Source organism: Luedemannella helvata (assembly GCF_039528415.1).
GTDB classification, from domain to species: Bacteria; Actinomycetota; Actinomycetes; order Mycobacteriales; family Micromonosporaceae; genus Luedemannella; species Luedemannella helvata.
Genome location: NZ_BAAALS010000037.1, coordinates 1 through 15,104 on the forward strand (window position 1 = coordinate 1; position 15,104 = coordinate 15,104).

Below are 15,104 nucleotides of genomic sequence, written 5' to 3' on the forward strand. Positions count from 1 at the left end.
CGAAATCCACCACGCCCTCACCGTTGACAAACCATAGGAGCATCACTTTGGCGGCTACGAGGGCCCCTGTAACAGCCAAGGTGCGCACTTTGCCGGGGGCACCGGGCGGGCGCGGGCGCACGCGCACGCGGGGGGGGGGGGGCGGGGCGCAGGCGCAGGCGCAGGCGCGGGCGCGGGGCACCTGGCACGGCAGCGGGCGGGAGTGGCCGGTGCGGCGCCGGTGGTCATGGCCGGGGCGTGTGTCGCGGAGCGCGTGTGGTGGCGTGCGCGGATGGCCGCGAGGGGTCAGTCCGTTGAGCGGAGTTGGCAGGTGGGGCAGAGGCCCCAGAACGTAACTTCCGCTTCGTCGATCACGAAGCCGCTCGCCGAGGACGGGTCGAGGCAGGGTGCCTCGCCGACCGCGCAGTCGACGTCGGCGATCTCGCCGCAGCCGCGGCACACCACGTGGTGGTGGTTGTCGTTGACGCGGCTCTCGTAGCGGGCCGGGCTGCCCGCGGGCTCGATGCGGCGGGCCAGGCCGGCCCGGGACAGGGCGCCGAGCACGTCGTAGACGGCCTGGGTGGAGACCGACTCCAGGCGACCGCGCACCTGGGTGGCGATCTCGTCGACCTCCAGGTGGCCCCCCTGGGACAGCACCTCGAGCACGGCGACCCGCGGCCGCGTGACACGCAGGCCGCGGGAGCGAAGGAGCGTTTCCAGCGGGGACATCTCATCCATAAGAGCACGCATGTCGTCGGACTGACAACATCGCGCAGGTGGTAGGCGTCTTGAACGGACTGCTTCTGGCATACGTGTGCGCGGATGACCGGTCCTCGCCGTACCCTGTCCGCGACCGGCTCGATGAGGGAGGCGTCATGTTTGACGAGATTTCCGGCATACCGGCCCACCCCTTGCTCGTACACGGCGCCGTGATCTTCATTCCGCTGCAGGTGCTCGCGGGCATCGCGTACGCCGTGCTGCCGTTCACGCGCAAGCACGTCTGGTGGGCCACGCTCGCGCTGGCGGTGGTCGGCCCGGCGGCGGCGTTCTTCGCCAAGGAGTCCGGCGAGGCGCTGGAGGCGCGGCTGGTCCGAGGGGGGATGACCGACCTGACGGCCGTGCGGGAGCACGCGGACTTCGCCGGGCTCACCCTCTGGTTCTCGCTCGCCCTGGGCGTACTCATGATCGCGATGGTGGCGCTCGCGCGCCGGACGGCCCCGCCCACGGTGACCGGCACGGACGCCGCACCGGCTGCGGGCGGCAAGGTGATCTCGTTGGTGCTCGCCGTCGCGATTGTCGGGGTGGGCGCGGCGACCGGCTACTACGTCTTCAAGACGGGCGACACGGGCGCCAAGATGGTCTGGAGCGGACTCTAGATCTAGAACAGGAACCGGGCGCACAGCACGCAGACGAGGACAATCAGGACGGCGCCTGCGAGGATCGCGACGCCGAGCGTCAGGCCTTTCGCCCGGGCTTCCGCCGTGTCGATGCGGTCGTGGTCCTGCGGCGGCAGCGACCTCGGCGGGGGCGGCTGCGTGATGTGCTCGGGGCGCCAGCCGGTGGGCGGCGGGTTGCTCGGCGGCGGCCCGGTGTAGGTCGGCCGGTCGGCGTCGGCGGCCGGCCGCTGCGGGTCGCCCTCCTCGGCGGGGCGCCGCCAGTACGCGTCGTCGGGCTGCACACCGGGCACGCTACCGGAGCCGCGACGCACACCGCCGCCGTGACACCGGGCGGTGTCGCGGCGGCGGTCGTGTCGGATCGGTCAGGCGTCGTCGCCGGTGGTCGGCGTCTCGGCGGCGGAGCTGCCCCGGCGGCCACGGCCACCGCGGCGGCGGCGCCGGGCGGGCCGGTCGCCGCGCTCGGTGTCCGGCGCACCGGCGGTGGCGTCGGAGAAGGTGACCGCCGGTTCGGTCGCGGTCGTCGTGACCTCGCCGGCCTCGCCCTTGACCACGGCGCCGGCGCGGCGCCGGCGGCGCTGCCGGGGCTCGCGCGCCTCGGCGGGCGCCTCAGCGTCCGCGACCGGGGCGCGGTCGGCGCCGCCCGAGCGGCCACCCGTCCGGCCGCTCCGGCGCGGGCCGCGGCCGCTTTCCTTGCCGGCACGCGGCGCGCGCCGGCTGGTGCCGCCCAGGTCCTCCTCGACCTCGGCGCCCAGCCCCACCCGCGTGCGGGAGGCGGTGGGCAGCGTGCCGCTGAGGCCCTCGGGGATGTCCAGGTCGGTGAAGAGGTGCGGCGACGTGTGGTACGTCTCCAGCGGGCCGTCCGGGCCGCTGAGCTCCAGGCCGAGCGTCTTCTCGATGAGCTGCCAGCGCGGCAGGTCCTCCCAGTCGACGAAGGTCACCGCGACGCCGGTGGCCCCGGCGCGGCCGGTGCGGCCGATGCGGTGCACGTACGACTCGGAGTCTTCCGGGCAGTCGTAGTTGATGACGTGGGTGACGCCGGTGACGTCCAGGCCGCGGGCGGCCACGTCGGTGGCGACGAGTACGTCGATCTTGCCGGTGCGGAAGGCCCGCAGCGCGCGCTCGCGGGCGCCCTGGCCGAGGTCGCCGTGGACGGCGGCGACCGCGAAGCCGCGGAAGTCGAGGTCCTCGGTGACCCGGTCGGCGGCCCGCTTGGTGCGGGTGAAGATCATGGTGAGGCCGCGGTCCTTGGCCTGCAGGATCCGCGAGACCACCTCGACCTTGTTGAGCGGGTGGGTGCGGTAGACGACCTGCAGGGTCTGCGGTGACAGGCCCGGCTGCTCGGCCGAGCGCTCCGCGTTGATCGTCATCGGCTGGCGCAGGAAGCGCCGCGACAGCGTGACGATCGGGTCGGGCATGGTGGCCGAGAACAGCATCGTCTGCCGGTCCTCGGGCAGCATCGACAGGATCTTCTCGACGTCGTCGAGGAAGCCCAGGTCGAGCATGCGGTCGGCCTCGTCGAGGACGAGGGCCCGTACGCCGTCCAGGCGAAGGTGCGCCGCCGCGCCCTTCTTGGCGGGCCGGGCGAGGTCGAGCAGCCGGCCGGGAGTGCCGACGATGATCTCGACGCCCTTCTGCAGCGCCTCGACCTGCGGCTCGTACGCCACGCCGCCGTACACGGGCAGGACCCGGATGCCCCGGGTGCGCCCGGCGGCCTCGATGTCGCGGGCGACCTGAAGGCCCAGCTCGCGGGTCGGGACGACGACGAGGGCCTGCGCGCGGCCGTCAGCGCCCTCCGCGGGCGAGGTGAGCCGCTCCAGGAGCGGGATGCCGAAGCCGAGGGTCTTGCCGGTGCCGGTGGGCGCCTGGCCGATGAGGTCCACGCCGCGCATGGCGATCGGGACCGCGTACTCCTGGATGGCGAAGGCGCGGGTGATGCCGACGCGCTCCAGCGCCTCGACCGTTTCGGTGCGGACGCCGAGTTCGGCGAAGGTGGGGGCGTCGGAGCGAACCGGGATGGAAGTTTCGGTGTTGGTCGTTTCGAGACTCATGTGTGTGGGGGTGTCCCTGCTGTCTGCGCCGGTGGTCGCCGGCGGCTCTCACATCGGGAGCGCTCCACAATCGCAGGGGGCGCTCGGTTTTCGGCGCGGGCCGCACGCGACCGGGAGGGTCGCGGGCCTTACACGCGCGGCGCGGACGCGTTGATGGTCATCAAGGCTCGGTGACCAGGCGTCCGCGGCAACGTACCCCATGGTAACGGTTAACAGGCCGGGCGTGGGTATCCGCCGCTGTGGCAAATATGACCACGGACAGCAGGAATTCGTCCTGATTGCCATGATCTATGGCGAGTGGGGAACGCGGACCGGCGTATGTCACCGCCGGTCCGCGACCGGGAAACAGTCCCGGCGTGGCGCCGGGGTGGAAGATCAGGTAGCGGTGAAGCCGACCGGGCGGGCCGTCGTCTCCGCGATCTCCACGTACGCGAGCTTGGCGACCGGCACGATCACCCGTCGGCCCTTCTCGTCGACCAGCTCAAGGATGCCGTCGTCGTCAGCGAGCGCCTTGGAGACCGCCTTGGCGACGTCGGCCGGCGACTGGGCGCTCTCCACGACCAGCTCGCGCGCGGCGAACTGCACGCCGATCTTGACCTCCACGGTCGTCCTCCTCGTGATCGTCAGATGGTGCGGGTGTCCGCGCGGCAAGGCTAGCCGATGCGCCCGGTTATGCCGGCCCGCCGTCCCGGCCGGTGATCGGGAAGCTCGCGATACCCCGCCAGGACAGGGCGGCGATGAGCTGCTCGGCCTCGTCCTTGGGTACGCGCCGGCCGCCGGCGAGCCAGAACCGCGCGGCGGTCTCCGCCGCGCCGCACAGGCCCGACGCCAGCAGTTCGGCGAAGTCCCGGCTCACGCCCGTGTCCACCATGATCGTCTCGGTGATCGCCTCGACGCAGCCGCGCTCCACCCGCTCCACCCGCTCGCGGACGGCCGGGTCGTTGACCAGGTCGGACTCGAAGACCAGCCGGAAGGCTTCGCTCTCGTGATCGACGAACTCGAAGTACGCCCGCATGGCGCCCTCGACGCGCTGCTTGTTGTCCGTCGTGGCCGCCATCGCCTCGCGGACCTTGGCGACGATGGCGTCCGAGTGCGTGTCCAGCAGTGCCAGATACAGCTCCAGCTTGCCGGGAAAGTGCTGGTAGAGCACCGGTTTGGAGACGCCCGCGCGCTCGGCGATGTCGTCCATCGCCGCGGCGTGGTAACCCTGGGCGACGAACACCTCCTGCGCGGCCTCGAGCAACTGCTTGCGCCGGGCCGAGCGCGGCAGTCGCAGTGGCCGTCCCGCCGTGTGCGTTCCGCTCGCCGCGGGCATGCGCACCTCCTGGTCGCCTCGTGGTCACGACCCCCATGGTCGCGTCGTGGTCGCGTTTTCTCGCGTCAACGTGCAGAGTGCGCCGATTTGTGCGGCAGCGATGTCTACATGCACACGGTAGCCTTACGGCACGCGATCGAGGAGCGCACGGTGGAGGAAACGGGACGCACCGAGTGGGCGTCATCGGCAACACCCGGCCCGGGCATCGGGGACGCGCGACGCCCCGTCGCGAATGGCGGTGTGCTGGCCGAGCGGCGCCCACCCCGACCTGATCACGACCTCGCCCTGGCCGCTCGCGACGCGACGATGTCGACCTGGTCCGGCGGCACGGTGCGCACGTGGCGGCCCATCGAGGTGCGTCCCTGGGCCGAGGCGGGGACGTCGCCGAACCCCACGGTCAACGGCACCAACGGCCGCCACACGACAAACCCCGGGGAGTACGCCGGAACGCACGGCGCCGAGGCCGTCCCCCAGCAGCGTCCGCCCGTTGAGCCGGCCGCCCCGGCCCCGCCGGCCCCGCCCGCCGCGACTGTCGGCGAGAAGGAGCTGCCGCAGCGGGTGCCCAGCGAGCCGGACGTGCCCGAGGTGCCGCTGTCGGCCACCGACCCGCTCGTCGACCCCGCGTCGGCGCCCGTACACGCCAGCGGCGAGCTGTCGCGCATCGCGGACTACCTGCGCACGGACGCGTCCCACGCGCGCGTCGACACGGTCGACGGCTTCGACGTGGCCGCCGTGCTGGCCGCCGTGCGGTCGGTGCGCGGCGTCCGCGACGCCCAGTTGCGCTGGAACCCCGGCGGCGTGCACAGCCTGAGGCTCGACCTGGCCGAGGGCGCGGACGCCGGCCGGGTCAGCCGCGAGGTGGCCCGCCTGCTCAAGGACCGCATGGGCCTGGCCGCCGAACCCAACCAGATCCGTACGGTTCCCGACAACCGGCAGCCGCCCGCGCGCCCGGCGCCCGTGACGCCGGCCGGCTTCGGCGCGTCCGCCGCGGCCCCGGTCACCCCGGCCGGGTACGGGGCGAACGGGGCGTCGCCGGCAGCCCTCCGGCCGCCCGCCGACGGGCGGCCGTGGACCGAGCCGGCGTCCCCCCGGGCGGAGCCGGAGCGCCCCTGGACCGAGCCCGTCCGCCCCCGCGAGGCGCCCGATCGCCCCTCGCCCGACCGGCACTCGCCCGACCGGCCCTCGCCGGGAATGCGCACCGTGGCGAGCGGCAGCGCGACCGTGCCGTCCGGTCGGAGCGAGCAGCACGCCCCGCGCCCGCTGCGTCCCGCGGACGGCCGGGCCCGGGGCCCCCGGGTCGTGCTCGACCACGTGCAGGTCACCACCCTCGGCATGGAGGCCACCGTCGAGGTGCGCCTCACCGTGAAGCCGCACGGCCGGGCCACCGGCACGGCGCGCGGCCCGGCCGTGGACGGGTACGTGCTGCGCCTCGCGGCGGCGGCGGCCGGCAGCGCGGTCGACGAGTTGCTGCTCGACGACAGCACCGGACAGCCACGCGGGCGGATCTTCATCGAGCACGTGGCGCTCGTGCCGTTCGCCGGCTGCGAGGTCGCCCTGGTGGTGCTCCTGCTCGTCTGCGAGGGCTGGGTCGAGCAGTTGGCCGGCTCGTCCATCGTGGCCGGCGATCCGCGCCAGGCTGTCGTGCGCGCCACCCTCTCCGCGCTCAACCGGCGGCTGGACGCACTCCTGAGCTGAGCCGTCCTCGGGCACAATTGACCGATGAGACGCGCGGTGATGGTTCCCGAGGAGACCCTGCCGGCCATGACGGGCGTGACGGCCCCCTGGCCCGGGCGGCGCGAGGTCGTCGACGGCCAGGGCGTGTACGTGCGCCGCACGCCCGCGACCGTCCCCGACGCCCCGCCCGCGCTGTACGTGCACGGGCTCGGTGGCTCCTCGCTGAACTGGACCGACCTGGCTCATCTGCTCGCCGACCGCGTCGACGGGGAGGCCATCGACCTGCCCGGGTTCGGCCGCAGCGACCCCACGGACTCGTACACGGTGGCCGCCCTGGCCAACCGGGTGATCCGGTGGATCGAGCACTCGGGGCGCGGGCCGGTGCACCTGTTCGGCAACTCGCTCGGCGGGGCCATCTGCGTGCGGGTCGCGGGCCTGCGGCCTGACCTCGTTCGTACGCTCACGTTGATCTCGCCCGCGATGCCCTTCCTGGACCCGCGTCGCTCCGTGCACGGGCGCCTGCTGCCGCTGCTGGTGCTGCCGCGCGCCGACCGGCTGGCCGCCCGCCGGCTCGCCGGGGTGTCCCCGGACGAGTTGGTCCGGCAGGTCGTCGAGGCGTGCTACGCCGACCCGGCCGCGATGCCGGAGCAGCGCTGGCTGGAGGCCGTCGAGGAGGTGCGCGTCCGCTACGACCTGCCCTGGTACTACGACGCGTACCTGCGCACGCTGCGCGGGCTGGTGGGCAGCTTCGTGCGGGCGTACCTGCCCGGCGAGGCGTCGATGTGGCGGATCGCGACCCGGATCACCGCCCCGACGCTGGTGATCACGGGCCGCCAGGACCGGCTGGTCGACGTACGGGTGTCGCCGCAGGTCGCACGCGTGATCCCGGACAGCCGACTGCTCGTTCTCGACAAGGTGGGCCACGTCGCGCAGATGGAGGTGCCCCGTACGGTCGCCCGCGCGGTGCGCGGCCTGCTCGACGAGCCGGCGACGGCCGCGGGCGGCCCGGTGGGCGTCGGCGCCGTCAGCGCCGGCCGGTGGGTCAGCGCCGGGGTGGTCTCGGCCGCCACCGCCCGGGCCCGCCGCGTGTGGGGCCGGCCGTGGCGCCTTTCGCCGGGCCGGAATCTGCCGGGTATGGCACCCTAGTTCTCGATGCCCTCCCGATCTGGATCCTCTCCCGCTCGATCCACGTCCCGACCTGGCGTTCCCGGGCCCCGGTCGGGACCTTCGGCGCCGCCGTGGGAGCCTGCCGGACCCTCGCCCCGGCCGGGCCCGCGCCCGGCGCCCGGGGGCCGACGCCCGGGCACCGGCGAGGGGCGCCCCGCCCGCCCGGTCCCGAACCCGGTGACGCCACGGATGTCCGTACGGCTGGAGCGCACGAAGCGGCGCCGCCGCAACCGGCGGGTGCTCCTCGTGGTGATCCTGGCCGTCGCCGGCGGTCTGGTGGGCTACGGCGTGCTGCGGCCGGGCGCCGACGAGCCGGGCCCGGCCACGACGGCCAGCCTGGCGAGCGAGCCCCCGCGGGAGCCGCAGGCCTCCTCGGCACCGAACCAGACGCCCGCGGCCGCGCCGAAGGTGCCGACCAAGGGGTCCGGCACGTTCGGGTACGCGGCCGGCAAGGGGAAGGTCCTCGGCGCCAAGGGCAAGCTGCGCACCTTCACGGTGGCCGTGGAGAAGGGCATGGGCGCCTCCGTCCCCCAGTTCGCGGCCCGCGTGGAGGCGATCCTCGGCGACCCGCGCAGCTGGATCGCCGGCAGGAACGTGCGGCTGCAGCGCGTACCGAAGGGCACCAGTGGCACGGACTTCACCGTGTACCTCGCCTCGCCGACGACCTCCGAGAAGATGTGCCGCGAGGACGGTCTCTACACCGAGAAGTACACGTCGTGCCGGCTCGGCAGCGGCAAGGTCGTCATCAATCTGGCCCGCTGGCTCACGGCCGTGCCGGACTACGGCGCCCCGCTCGAGGACTACCAGGCGTACGCGATCAACCACGAGGTCGGTCACCAGCTCGGCCACGGCCACGAGGGCTGCCCGGCCAAGGGCCGCACGGCGCCCGTGATGCAGCAGCAGACCCTGGGCCTCAAAGGCTGTGTGGCCAACGCCTGGCCGTACGTGGACGGCAAGCGGTACGCCGGGCCCGCGATTCCCTGACGGGTGAGGCTCCGGGGCCAGGTAGGCGCACGCCGAACAGGCATGCCAAGCTGGCCGGTGTGCCGACCCGTACCTCCGCCGCTCCTCGCGGCCCCGTGATCCTGCTGGTCCTGGGGCTCGTGATCGTCCTCGTGGCGGCGGCCGGCTACGGGTATGTCGCGTTCGACCTGCGCGGCCACCGGGGCGGCGGCGCGGCCGTCGCCACCACGGAGGCCAGCCCGTTGCCGCCGGCCACCTCGGCCGCCGCGCCCACGTCGGCCAGCCCGAGGCCGAGCCCCAGCGTCAAGCCGACCTTCGCCGAGCGGGGGCCGGGCACCTTCACGTACGCGGGCGGGTCCGGCCCGGTGATGGGCTCCGCCGGGACCCTCTACCGGTACAAGGTGGCGGTGGAGAAGGGCGTGCCGGTCAAGGCGGCCGACTTCGCGGCCCTCGTCGACACGACGCTCGGCGACGAGCGCAGCTGGATCGGGGGCAGAAACGTCCGGTTGCAGCGGGTGAAGTCGTCCGAGAGCAGCACCTTCACGATCTACCTCGCGACGCCGGGCACGACCGGCAGCCTCTGCCTGGCCGGCGGCGTGGACGTGCGGATCGACGGGAAGTGGTACACGTCGTGCCGGGTGGGATCCAAGGTCGTCATCAACCTCGCCCGGTTCATCAACGGCATCCCCGGGTACGGCGCCTCGCTGGACACCTACCGCCAGTACGCGATCAACCACGAGGTGGGGCACGCGCTGGGTCACGGGCACGAACTGTGCCCCGGCAAGGGCAAGCTCGCCCCGGTCATGCAGCAGCAGACGATCGCCATGCTGGGCTGCAAGGCAAACCAGTGGCCGTACCTGGACGGCAAGCGCTACGCGGGCAGATCCGGCTCGGTGTAGCCGCGTGCCCCTCCCAGGATTCGGGCCGGTGGTCCACGTCACGGGCGGGATACGGGGCGTCAGGGAACAATGACGGCAGCCGCAGTCTTGTCCCGAGTAGTGCCCGCATCATCCGCTGGAGGCAATGCCGTGTCCCTGCCGCCGCTCGTCGAGCCCGCGCCGGAGCTCACTGTCGATGAGGTCCGCCGCTATTCGCGTCACCTGATCATCCCGGATGTCGCGGTGACCGGGCAGAAGCGCCTCAAGAACGCCAAGGTCCTCTGCGTGGGCGCGGGCGGCCTCGGCTCCCCGGCTCTCATGTACCTCGCCGCCGCCGGCGTCGGCACCCTCGGCGTGATCGACTTCGACACGGTCGACGAGTCGAACCTGCAGCGTCAGGTGATCCACGGACAGAGCGACATCGGCCGCCCGAAGGCCGAGTCGGCCGCCGCGTCCGTACGCGAGATCAACCCGTACGTGAATGTGATCATCCACAACACGTCGCTCGACAACGACAACGTCATGGAGATCTTCTCCCAGTACGACCTGATCGTGGACGGCACGGACAACTTCGCCACCCGGTACATGGTCAACGACGCGGCCGTGCTGCTCGGCAAGCCGTACGTCTGGGGTTCGATCTACCGCTTCGACGGTCAGGCGAGCGTCTTCTGGGCCGAGCACGGCCCCTGCTACCGGTGCCTCTACCCCGAGCCGCCGCCGCCCGGCATGGTGCCGTCCTGCGCCGAGGGCGGCGTGCTGGGCGTGCTGTGCGCGTCCATCGGCTCGATCCAGGTCACCGAGGCGATCAAGCTGCTCACGGGCATCGGCGAGCCGCTGGTCGGCGGCCTCATGGTCTACGACGCCCTGGACATGACGTACCGCAAGATCAAGGTTCGTAAGGACCCGAACTGCGCGCTGTGCGGCGAGAACCCGACCATCACCGGGCTCATCGACTACGACGACTTCTGCGGCGCCGTCTCGGACGAGGCCGCCGAGGCCGCCGTGGGCTCGACGATCACGGTCACCGAGCTGAACGAGTGGCTCAAGGCCGACAAGCCGATCGAGCTGGTCGACGTCCGGGAGCCCGCCGAGTACGAGATCGTGAAGATCCCCGGCTCGCGGCTGATCCCCAAGGGCGACATCCTCAACGGCTCCGCGCTGGCCGACCTGCCGCAGGACCGGCAACTGGTCCTCTACTGCAAGTCGGGCATCCGCAGCGCCGAGGCGCTCGCCGCCGTCAAGGCGGCCGGGTTCAAGGACGCGGTGCACGTGCAGGGCGGGGTGAGCGCATGGGTACGCCAGATCGACCCATCGCTGCCCGCGTACTAGATCAAAAGCTGATCTGTTCGTGACCTGACCTGGGTAGCGTGCACACCATGGTCGACATCGACGCCGCCATCGGGTTCGTGGTCGCCCGCGGAGACGCGGTGGACCGCGCGCGGATGAACTGGTTGCGCGCGGGCATCGCTCCGCAGGAGGACGCGTACAGCTCGCTCGAGATGGGGCAGACCCCGTCAGGGGGCTGGCCCGCGCACTGGGGTGACGAGGTCGCGTCGATCGACGCCACCTGTTTCCGCCTTGCGGAGCTGGACGATGTGGGCGGGCTGACCCGCCCGGCCGCCGTACGGGCGCTGGACTGGTTGGCCAACCGCCAGCGCCCGGACGGCTTCTGGGAGGAGGACCGCAGCCTCGCCGCCAGCGCGCCCAAGTGGGCCCGGCCCGGCGACGTCGAGGCGCGGTTCTACCTGACGACCCACGCCGCGTTCTGGCTGTCGGCCGCGGCGGCCGACGCGGTGGGCCCGGGCATCGGCCTCGACCCGGCCGCCACGCCGTTCCACCACGTTCTCGAACTGGCCGGGCACGCCATCCGGTCGAGTGTGGAGGAGAACGGCTCCTGGCCGGGCTACCTGGTGTCGGGCTGGCTGGCCGCCGCCGTGCTGCACCGGCAGGCGCACTTCTACGAGTCGGCGCGCATCGCCGTACGCATGGCGGAGCGGGTCCGTGAGATGTCGGCCGCGGACGTCGCCTCGATGGCGGCCGCCCTCCGCCGCCTGGGCTGGTCCGATCAGGATTCGCTGCTCGTGGCCGCCCGCCAGCGCCTCAAGGAGACCCAGCGCCCGGACGGCGCCTGGCCCAGCGACGACGCGCCGGCCTTCGACGTCCACACCACCCTGGCGGGCATCCGCGCGATCCGCTGACGCGGTTTCTTTCCCGCGCAGATTGGCCTCAGCGTCGGCGGGCCCGGCGTCAGGGGCGCACGTGGCCGTCGCCGACGACCACGTACTTCGTGGAGGTCAGCTCCGGCAGGCCCATCGGCCCGCGGGCGTGCAGCTTCTGGGTGGAGATGCCGATCTCGGCGCCGAAGCCGAACTGGCCGCCGTCGGTGAACCGGGTCGAGGCGTTGACGAGCACGGCCGCCGCGTCGACCTCGGCCACGAAGCGCCGGGCCGCCGGCTGGGAGCCGGTGACGATCGCCTCGCTGTGCCCCGAGCCGTACTCCCGGATGTGCGCCACCGCCGCGTCGAGCGAGTCGACGACGGCGGCCGAGATGTCCAGCGACAGGTACTCCGTGCCGAAGTCCTCCTCCGTGACGGGGACGACCTCGACGCCGCTCCTGTCGCCGGCGGCCCGGACCTCCGCCGTGCCGTGCACGGTGACGCCCGCGTCGCGCAGCGCCGGCAGCGCGGCGGCCAGGAACTCGTCGGCGACGTCCTTGTGCACCAGCAGCGACTCGGCCGCGTTGCACACCGACGGCCGCTGGACCTTGGCGTTGAGCAGGATCTCCAGCGCCATGCCGAGGTCGGCGGCCGCGTCGACGTACACGTGGCAGTTGCCCACGCCGGTCTCGATCACCGGCACGGTCGACTCCTCGACCACGGACCGGATCAGGCCCGCCCCGCCGCGCGGGATCAGCACGTCGACCAGGCCCCGGGCCCGCATGAGCTGCTTGACGTCCTCGTGCGACTCGCCGCCGACGAGCTGCACCGAGTCGGCCGGCAGCCCGCTGGCCTCGGCCGCGTCGCGCAGCGTCGCGACGATCGCCGTGTTGGACGACCGGGCGCTCGACGAGCCGCGCAGCAGCACCGCGTTGCCGGCCTTGAGGCACAGCCCGGCCGCGTCGGCGGTCACGTTGGGCCGCGCCTCGTAGATGATGCCGATCACCCCGAGCGGCACCCGCAGCTGCCGCAGCTCCAGCCCGTTGGGCAGCACCGTGCCGCGCACGACCTCGCCGACCGGGTCGGGCAGGCCGGCGACCTCGCGCAGCCCGTCCGCCATGGCGGCGACGCGCGTCGCGTCGAGCCGCAGACGATCAATGATGTGGTCGGGGGTGCCAGCTTCGCGGGCCCGTGCGACATCGTCGGCGTTGGCCTCGACGATCTCCGGCGTACGGGCGACCAGCGCGTCCGCCATCGCCCGCAGGGCGGCGTCCTTGGTGGCCCGGCTGGCCGTGGCGAGCACCGTGGCCGCCTTCCTGGCCCGCTGGCCCTGTTCCCGCACGCTCATCGGTCTTTCCCCTCCACGGCCGGTCGTTGAAAGCTAACACGGAGCCACGTCGACCCCGGCCGCCCTTTCCCACGCTCCGGACGACCCCCTGGCGTCGCCAAAGTCGTGTCTTTGGCGGGTGGGTGGGGTCCCAGCGTCGCCAAAGTCATGACTTTGGCGGGTGGGCGGGCTCCCAGCGTCGCCAAAGTCACGACTTTGGTGGGTGGGCGGGCTCCCAGCGCCACCAAAGTCGTGTCTTTGGTGGGTGGGTGGGCTCCCAGCGCCGCCAAAGTCGTGTCTTTGGCGGGTGGGTGGGGTCCCAGCGCCACCAAAGTCGTGTCTTTGGCGGGTGGGTGGGACCCAGCGCCGCTAAAGTCACGACTTTGGCGGGTGGGCGGGGTCCCAGCGCCACCAAAGTCACGACTTTGGCGGGTGGGCGGGCTCGCAGCGTCGCCAAAGTCATGACTTTGGCGGGTGGGCGGGGTGCGCTCCAGGGCTCGCCAAAGTCGTGACTTTGGCGGGCGAGGGGGTGACCTCCGAGGGACACCCCCAAGGGTGTGATCTTGAAGAGCGACCGGGTCTCGTAGGCACGGCGGTGGGCCGGTTGCCACGCTAAGGGCAACTACGTACCGAATTCCTCGCCGGATTCGGTACGTAGGGCCCCTCAGGAGCGACTGGGTCTCCGTGGCGGTCGGCGGGGCTACAGGAGGACCAGGTCGTCGCGGTGGACGACCTCCTTCTCGTAGGCGGGTCCCAGGGCCACGCTCAGCTCCGCGGTCGTGCGGCCCAGCAGGCCGGGCAGCTCGGCGGCGTCGTAGTTGACCAGGCCGCGGGCGACCGGGGTGCCCTGCGGGTCGACCAGATCCACGGGGTCACCGGCCGTGAAGATGCCCTCGACGCCGGTCACCCCGGCGGGGAGCAGGGACAGCCGGCGGTGCACGACCGCGCGTACCGCGCCGTCGTCGAGGCTCAGGCGCCCGCGCGGGGTGGTGGCGTGGGCCAGCCAGAACAGGCGCGCGGCCGGGCGGGCCCGTACGGCGTGGAAGAGGGTGCCGACCGCGGACCCGGAGAGGGCCTCGGCGGCGAGTGACGCGGACGTCAGGACGACCGGGATGCCGGCGCCGGTGGCGATGCGGGCCGCCTCCACCTTGGTGACCATGCCGCCGGTGCCGACCCCGGCGCGGCCCGTGCGGCCGATCGTGACGCCGGCCAGGTCGGATTCGTCGCGCACCTCGCCGATGCGGGCCGCGGTGCCCCGGGTGGGGTCGCCGTCGTAGAGGGCGTCCACATCGGAGAGCAGGACGAGGGCGTCCGCGTGCACCAGAGCCGCGACCAGGGCGGCGAGGCGGTCGTTGTCGCCGAAGCGGATCTCCTGGGTGGCGACCGTGTCGTTCTCGTTGACGATCGGCACGGTGTGCAGGTCGATGAGGCGCACCAGGGTCCGGTACGCGTTGCGGTAGTGCGCGCGGCGGGTCACGTCGTCGACCGTGAGCAGGACCTGGCCCACGCCCTGGTCGTGGCGGGCGAACGACTCCGCGTAGGCGCGCATGAGCAGGCCCTGGCCGACGCTCGCGGCGGCCTGCTGGGTGGCGAGGTCGCGTGGGCGGGCGCGCAGGCCGAGCGGCGCGAGGCCGGCGGCGATCGCCCCCGAGGAGACCAGCACGGCCTCCTTGCCGGCCCGGGGAAGCGCCGCGACCGCGTCGACGAGCGCGTCCACGCGCGCGCGGTCCAGCCCGCCGGCGGCGCTGGTCAGGGAGGACGACCCGACCTTGATCACCAGCCGTCGGGCGGAGGTGATGACATCCCTGGCCTCGCCGTCGTGCACGCGGTCCATTCTGACGGGCGGCCCGGTACCTTCGCCACGTGGTATATGACCCGCAGGAGTATGTCGAGGCGGTCCTGGCCCTCGTCGAGTCCATCCCACCTGGGCGGGTGATGTCCTACGGCGCGATCGCCGACGCCCTCCACGACCGCTTCGAGAGGGGCTCGGCCCGCCGTGTCGGCACGATCATGGCCCAGTGGGGCGGCGGCGTGCCGTGGCACCGGGTGGTCAGCGGCGGGGGCCGGCTGCCGCCCGGGCACGAACTCCGGGCGAGGGCCCTCCTCGCGGCGGAAGGTGTCGTTTTTCGTGGTTCGCGCGTGCGGATGGCCGAGTACGCCTGGCATCCGGGCGACACTGACGCAGGCGGCGGTTAGCATC

General features: G+C 73.1%; 15 protein-coding genes. 8 read left to right on the plus strand and 7 right to left on the minus strand.

What is annotated here, in order from left to right:
• Window positions 1-285 precede the first annotated feature (285 nt).
• Window positions 286-708: a Fur family transcriptional regulator gene (locus ABD191_RS25805; protein WP_344087464.1), complete on the minus strand. Its 423-nt coding sequence runs from the start codon at window positions 706-708 to the stop codon at window positions 286-288.
• Between the two features lie 146 nt (window positions 709-854).
• On the opposite strand from ABD191_RS25805, the gene ABD191_RS25810 reads away from it, so the two are divergent.
• Window positions 855-1,355: a DUF2231 domain-containing protein gene (locus ABD191_RS25810; RefSeq protein ID WP_344087467.1), complete on the plus strand. Its 501-nt coding sequence runs from the start codon at window positions 855-857 to the stop codon at window positions 1,353-1,355.
• Between the two features lie 2 nt (window positions 1,356-1,357).
• Here ABD191_RS25810 and ABD191_RS25815 read toward each other — a convergent pair whose 3' ends face one another.
• The 4 genes from ABD191_RS25815 to ABD191_RS25830 all read right to left on the minus strand — a co-directional run bounded on the left by ABD191_RS25815 (window position 1,358) and on the right by ABD191_RS25830 (window position 4,739).
• On the minus strand, window positions 1,358-1,657 hold the full coding sequence (locus ABD191_RS25815; protein ID WP_344087470.1) for a translation initiation factor 2: 300 nt from the start codon (window positions 1,655-1,657) through the stop codon (window positions 1,358-1,360).
• Window positions 1,658-1,738: 81 nt separating this feature from the next.
• On the minus strand, window positions 1,739-3,424 hold the full coding sequence (locus tag ABD191_RS25820) for a DEAD/DEAH box helicase (RefSeq protein WP_344087473.1): 1,686 nt from the start codon (window positions 3,422-3,424) through the stop codon (window positions 1,739-1,741).
• 375 nt (window positions 3,425-3,799) lie between these two features.
• Complete coding sequence (locus tag ABD191_RS25825; RefSeq protein ID WP_344087476.1) at window positions 3,800-4,027, minus strand: DUF3107 domain-containing protein; 228 nt, start codon at window positions 4,025-4,027, stop codon at window positions 3,800-3,802.
• Between the two features lie 67 nt (window positions 4,028-4,094).
• A complete protein-coding gene (locus tag ABD191_RS25830; protein ID WP_344087479.1) occupies window positions 4,095-4,739 on the minus strand; it encodes a TetR/AcrR family transcriptional regulator in 645 nt (214 codons plus the stop codon).
• 150 nt (window positions 4,740-4,889) lie between these two features.
• Between ABD191_RS25830 and ABD191_RS25835 the strand changes: the two genes are divergently transcribed.
• The 6 genes from ABD191_RS25835 (at window position 4,890) to ABD191_RS25860 (ending at window position 11,619) form a co-directional block, all read left to right on the plus strand.
• Window positions 4,890-6,434: a hypothetical protein gene (locus ABD191_RS25835; RefSeq protein WP_344087482.1), complete on the plus strand. Its 1,545-nt coding sequence runs from the start codon at window positions 4,890-4,892 to the stop codon at window positions 6,432-6,434.
• 24 nt (window positions 6,435-6,458) lie between these two features.
• Window positions 6,459-7,559, plus strand: coding sequence for an alpha/beta fold hydrolase (locus ABD191_RS25840; RefSeq protein WP_344087485.1), 1,101 nt, complete (start codon window positions 6,459-6,461; stop codon window positions 7,557-7,559).
• 210 nt (window positions 7,560-7,769) lie between these two features.
• Window positions 7,770-8,564, plus strand: a complete 795-nt coding sequence (locus tag ABD191_RS25845; protein WP_344087489.1) for a DUF3152 domain-containing protein — start codon at window positions 7,770-7,772, stop codon at window positions 8,562-8,564.
• A 59-nt stretch (window positions 8,565-8,623) separates the two neighbouring features.
• Window positions 8,624-9,442, plus strand: a complete 819-nt coding sequence (locus tag ABD191_RS25850; protein WP_344087492.1) for a DUF3152 domain-containing protein — start codon at window positions 8,624-8,626, stop codon at window positions 9,440-9,442.
• 69 nt (window positions 9,443-9,511) lie between these two features.
• Window positions 9,512-10,750 (plus strand): adenylyltransferase/sulfurtransferase MoeZ, encoded by a 1,239-nt coding sequence (moeZ, locus tag ABD191_RS25855; RefSeq protein ID WP_344087495.1) that lies wholly within the window; start codon window positions 9,512-9,514, stop codon window positions 10,748-10,750.
• Window positions 10,751-10,797: 47 nt separating this feature from the next.
• Entirely contained in the window at window positions 10,798-11,619 is an 822-nt protein-coding gene (locus ABD191_RS25860; RefSeq protein ID WP_344087497.1) for a prenyltransferase/squalene oxidase repeat-containing protein, read from the plus strand.
• Window positions 11,620-11,668: 49 nt separating this feature from the next.
• Here ABD191_RS25860 and ABD191_RS25865 read toward each other — a convergent pair whose 3' ends face one another.
• Both ABD191_RS25865 and proB read right to left on the minus strand, forming a co-directional pair.
• Window positions 11,669-12,925, minus strand: coding sequence for a glutamate-5-semialdehyde dehydrogenase (locus tag ABD191_RS25865; protein WP_344087500.1), 1,257 nt, complete (start codon window positions 12,923-12,925; stop codon window positions 11,669-11,671).
• Between the two features lie 679 nt (window positions 12,926-13,604).
• Window positions 13,605-14,729 (minus strand): glutamate 5-kinase, encoded by a 1,125-nt coding sequence (gene proB, locus ABD191_RS25870; RefSeq protein ID WP_344087503.1) that lies wholly within the window; start codon window positions 14,727-14,729, stop codon window positions 13,605-13,607.
• A 38-nt stretch (window positions 14,730-14,767) separates the two neighbouring features.
• Between proB and ABD191_RS25875 the strand changes: the two genes are divergently transcribed.
• Window positions 14,768-15,100 carry an MGMT family protein gene (locus ABD191_RS25875; RefSeq protein WP_344087506.1) on the plus strand — a complete coding sequence of 111 codons (333 nt, stop codon included), beginning with the start codon at window positions 14,768-14,770 and terminating at the stop codon, window positions 15,098-15,100.
• Window positions 15,101-15,104 lie beyond the last annotated feature (4 nt).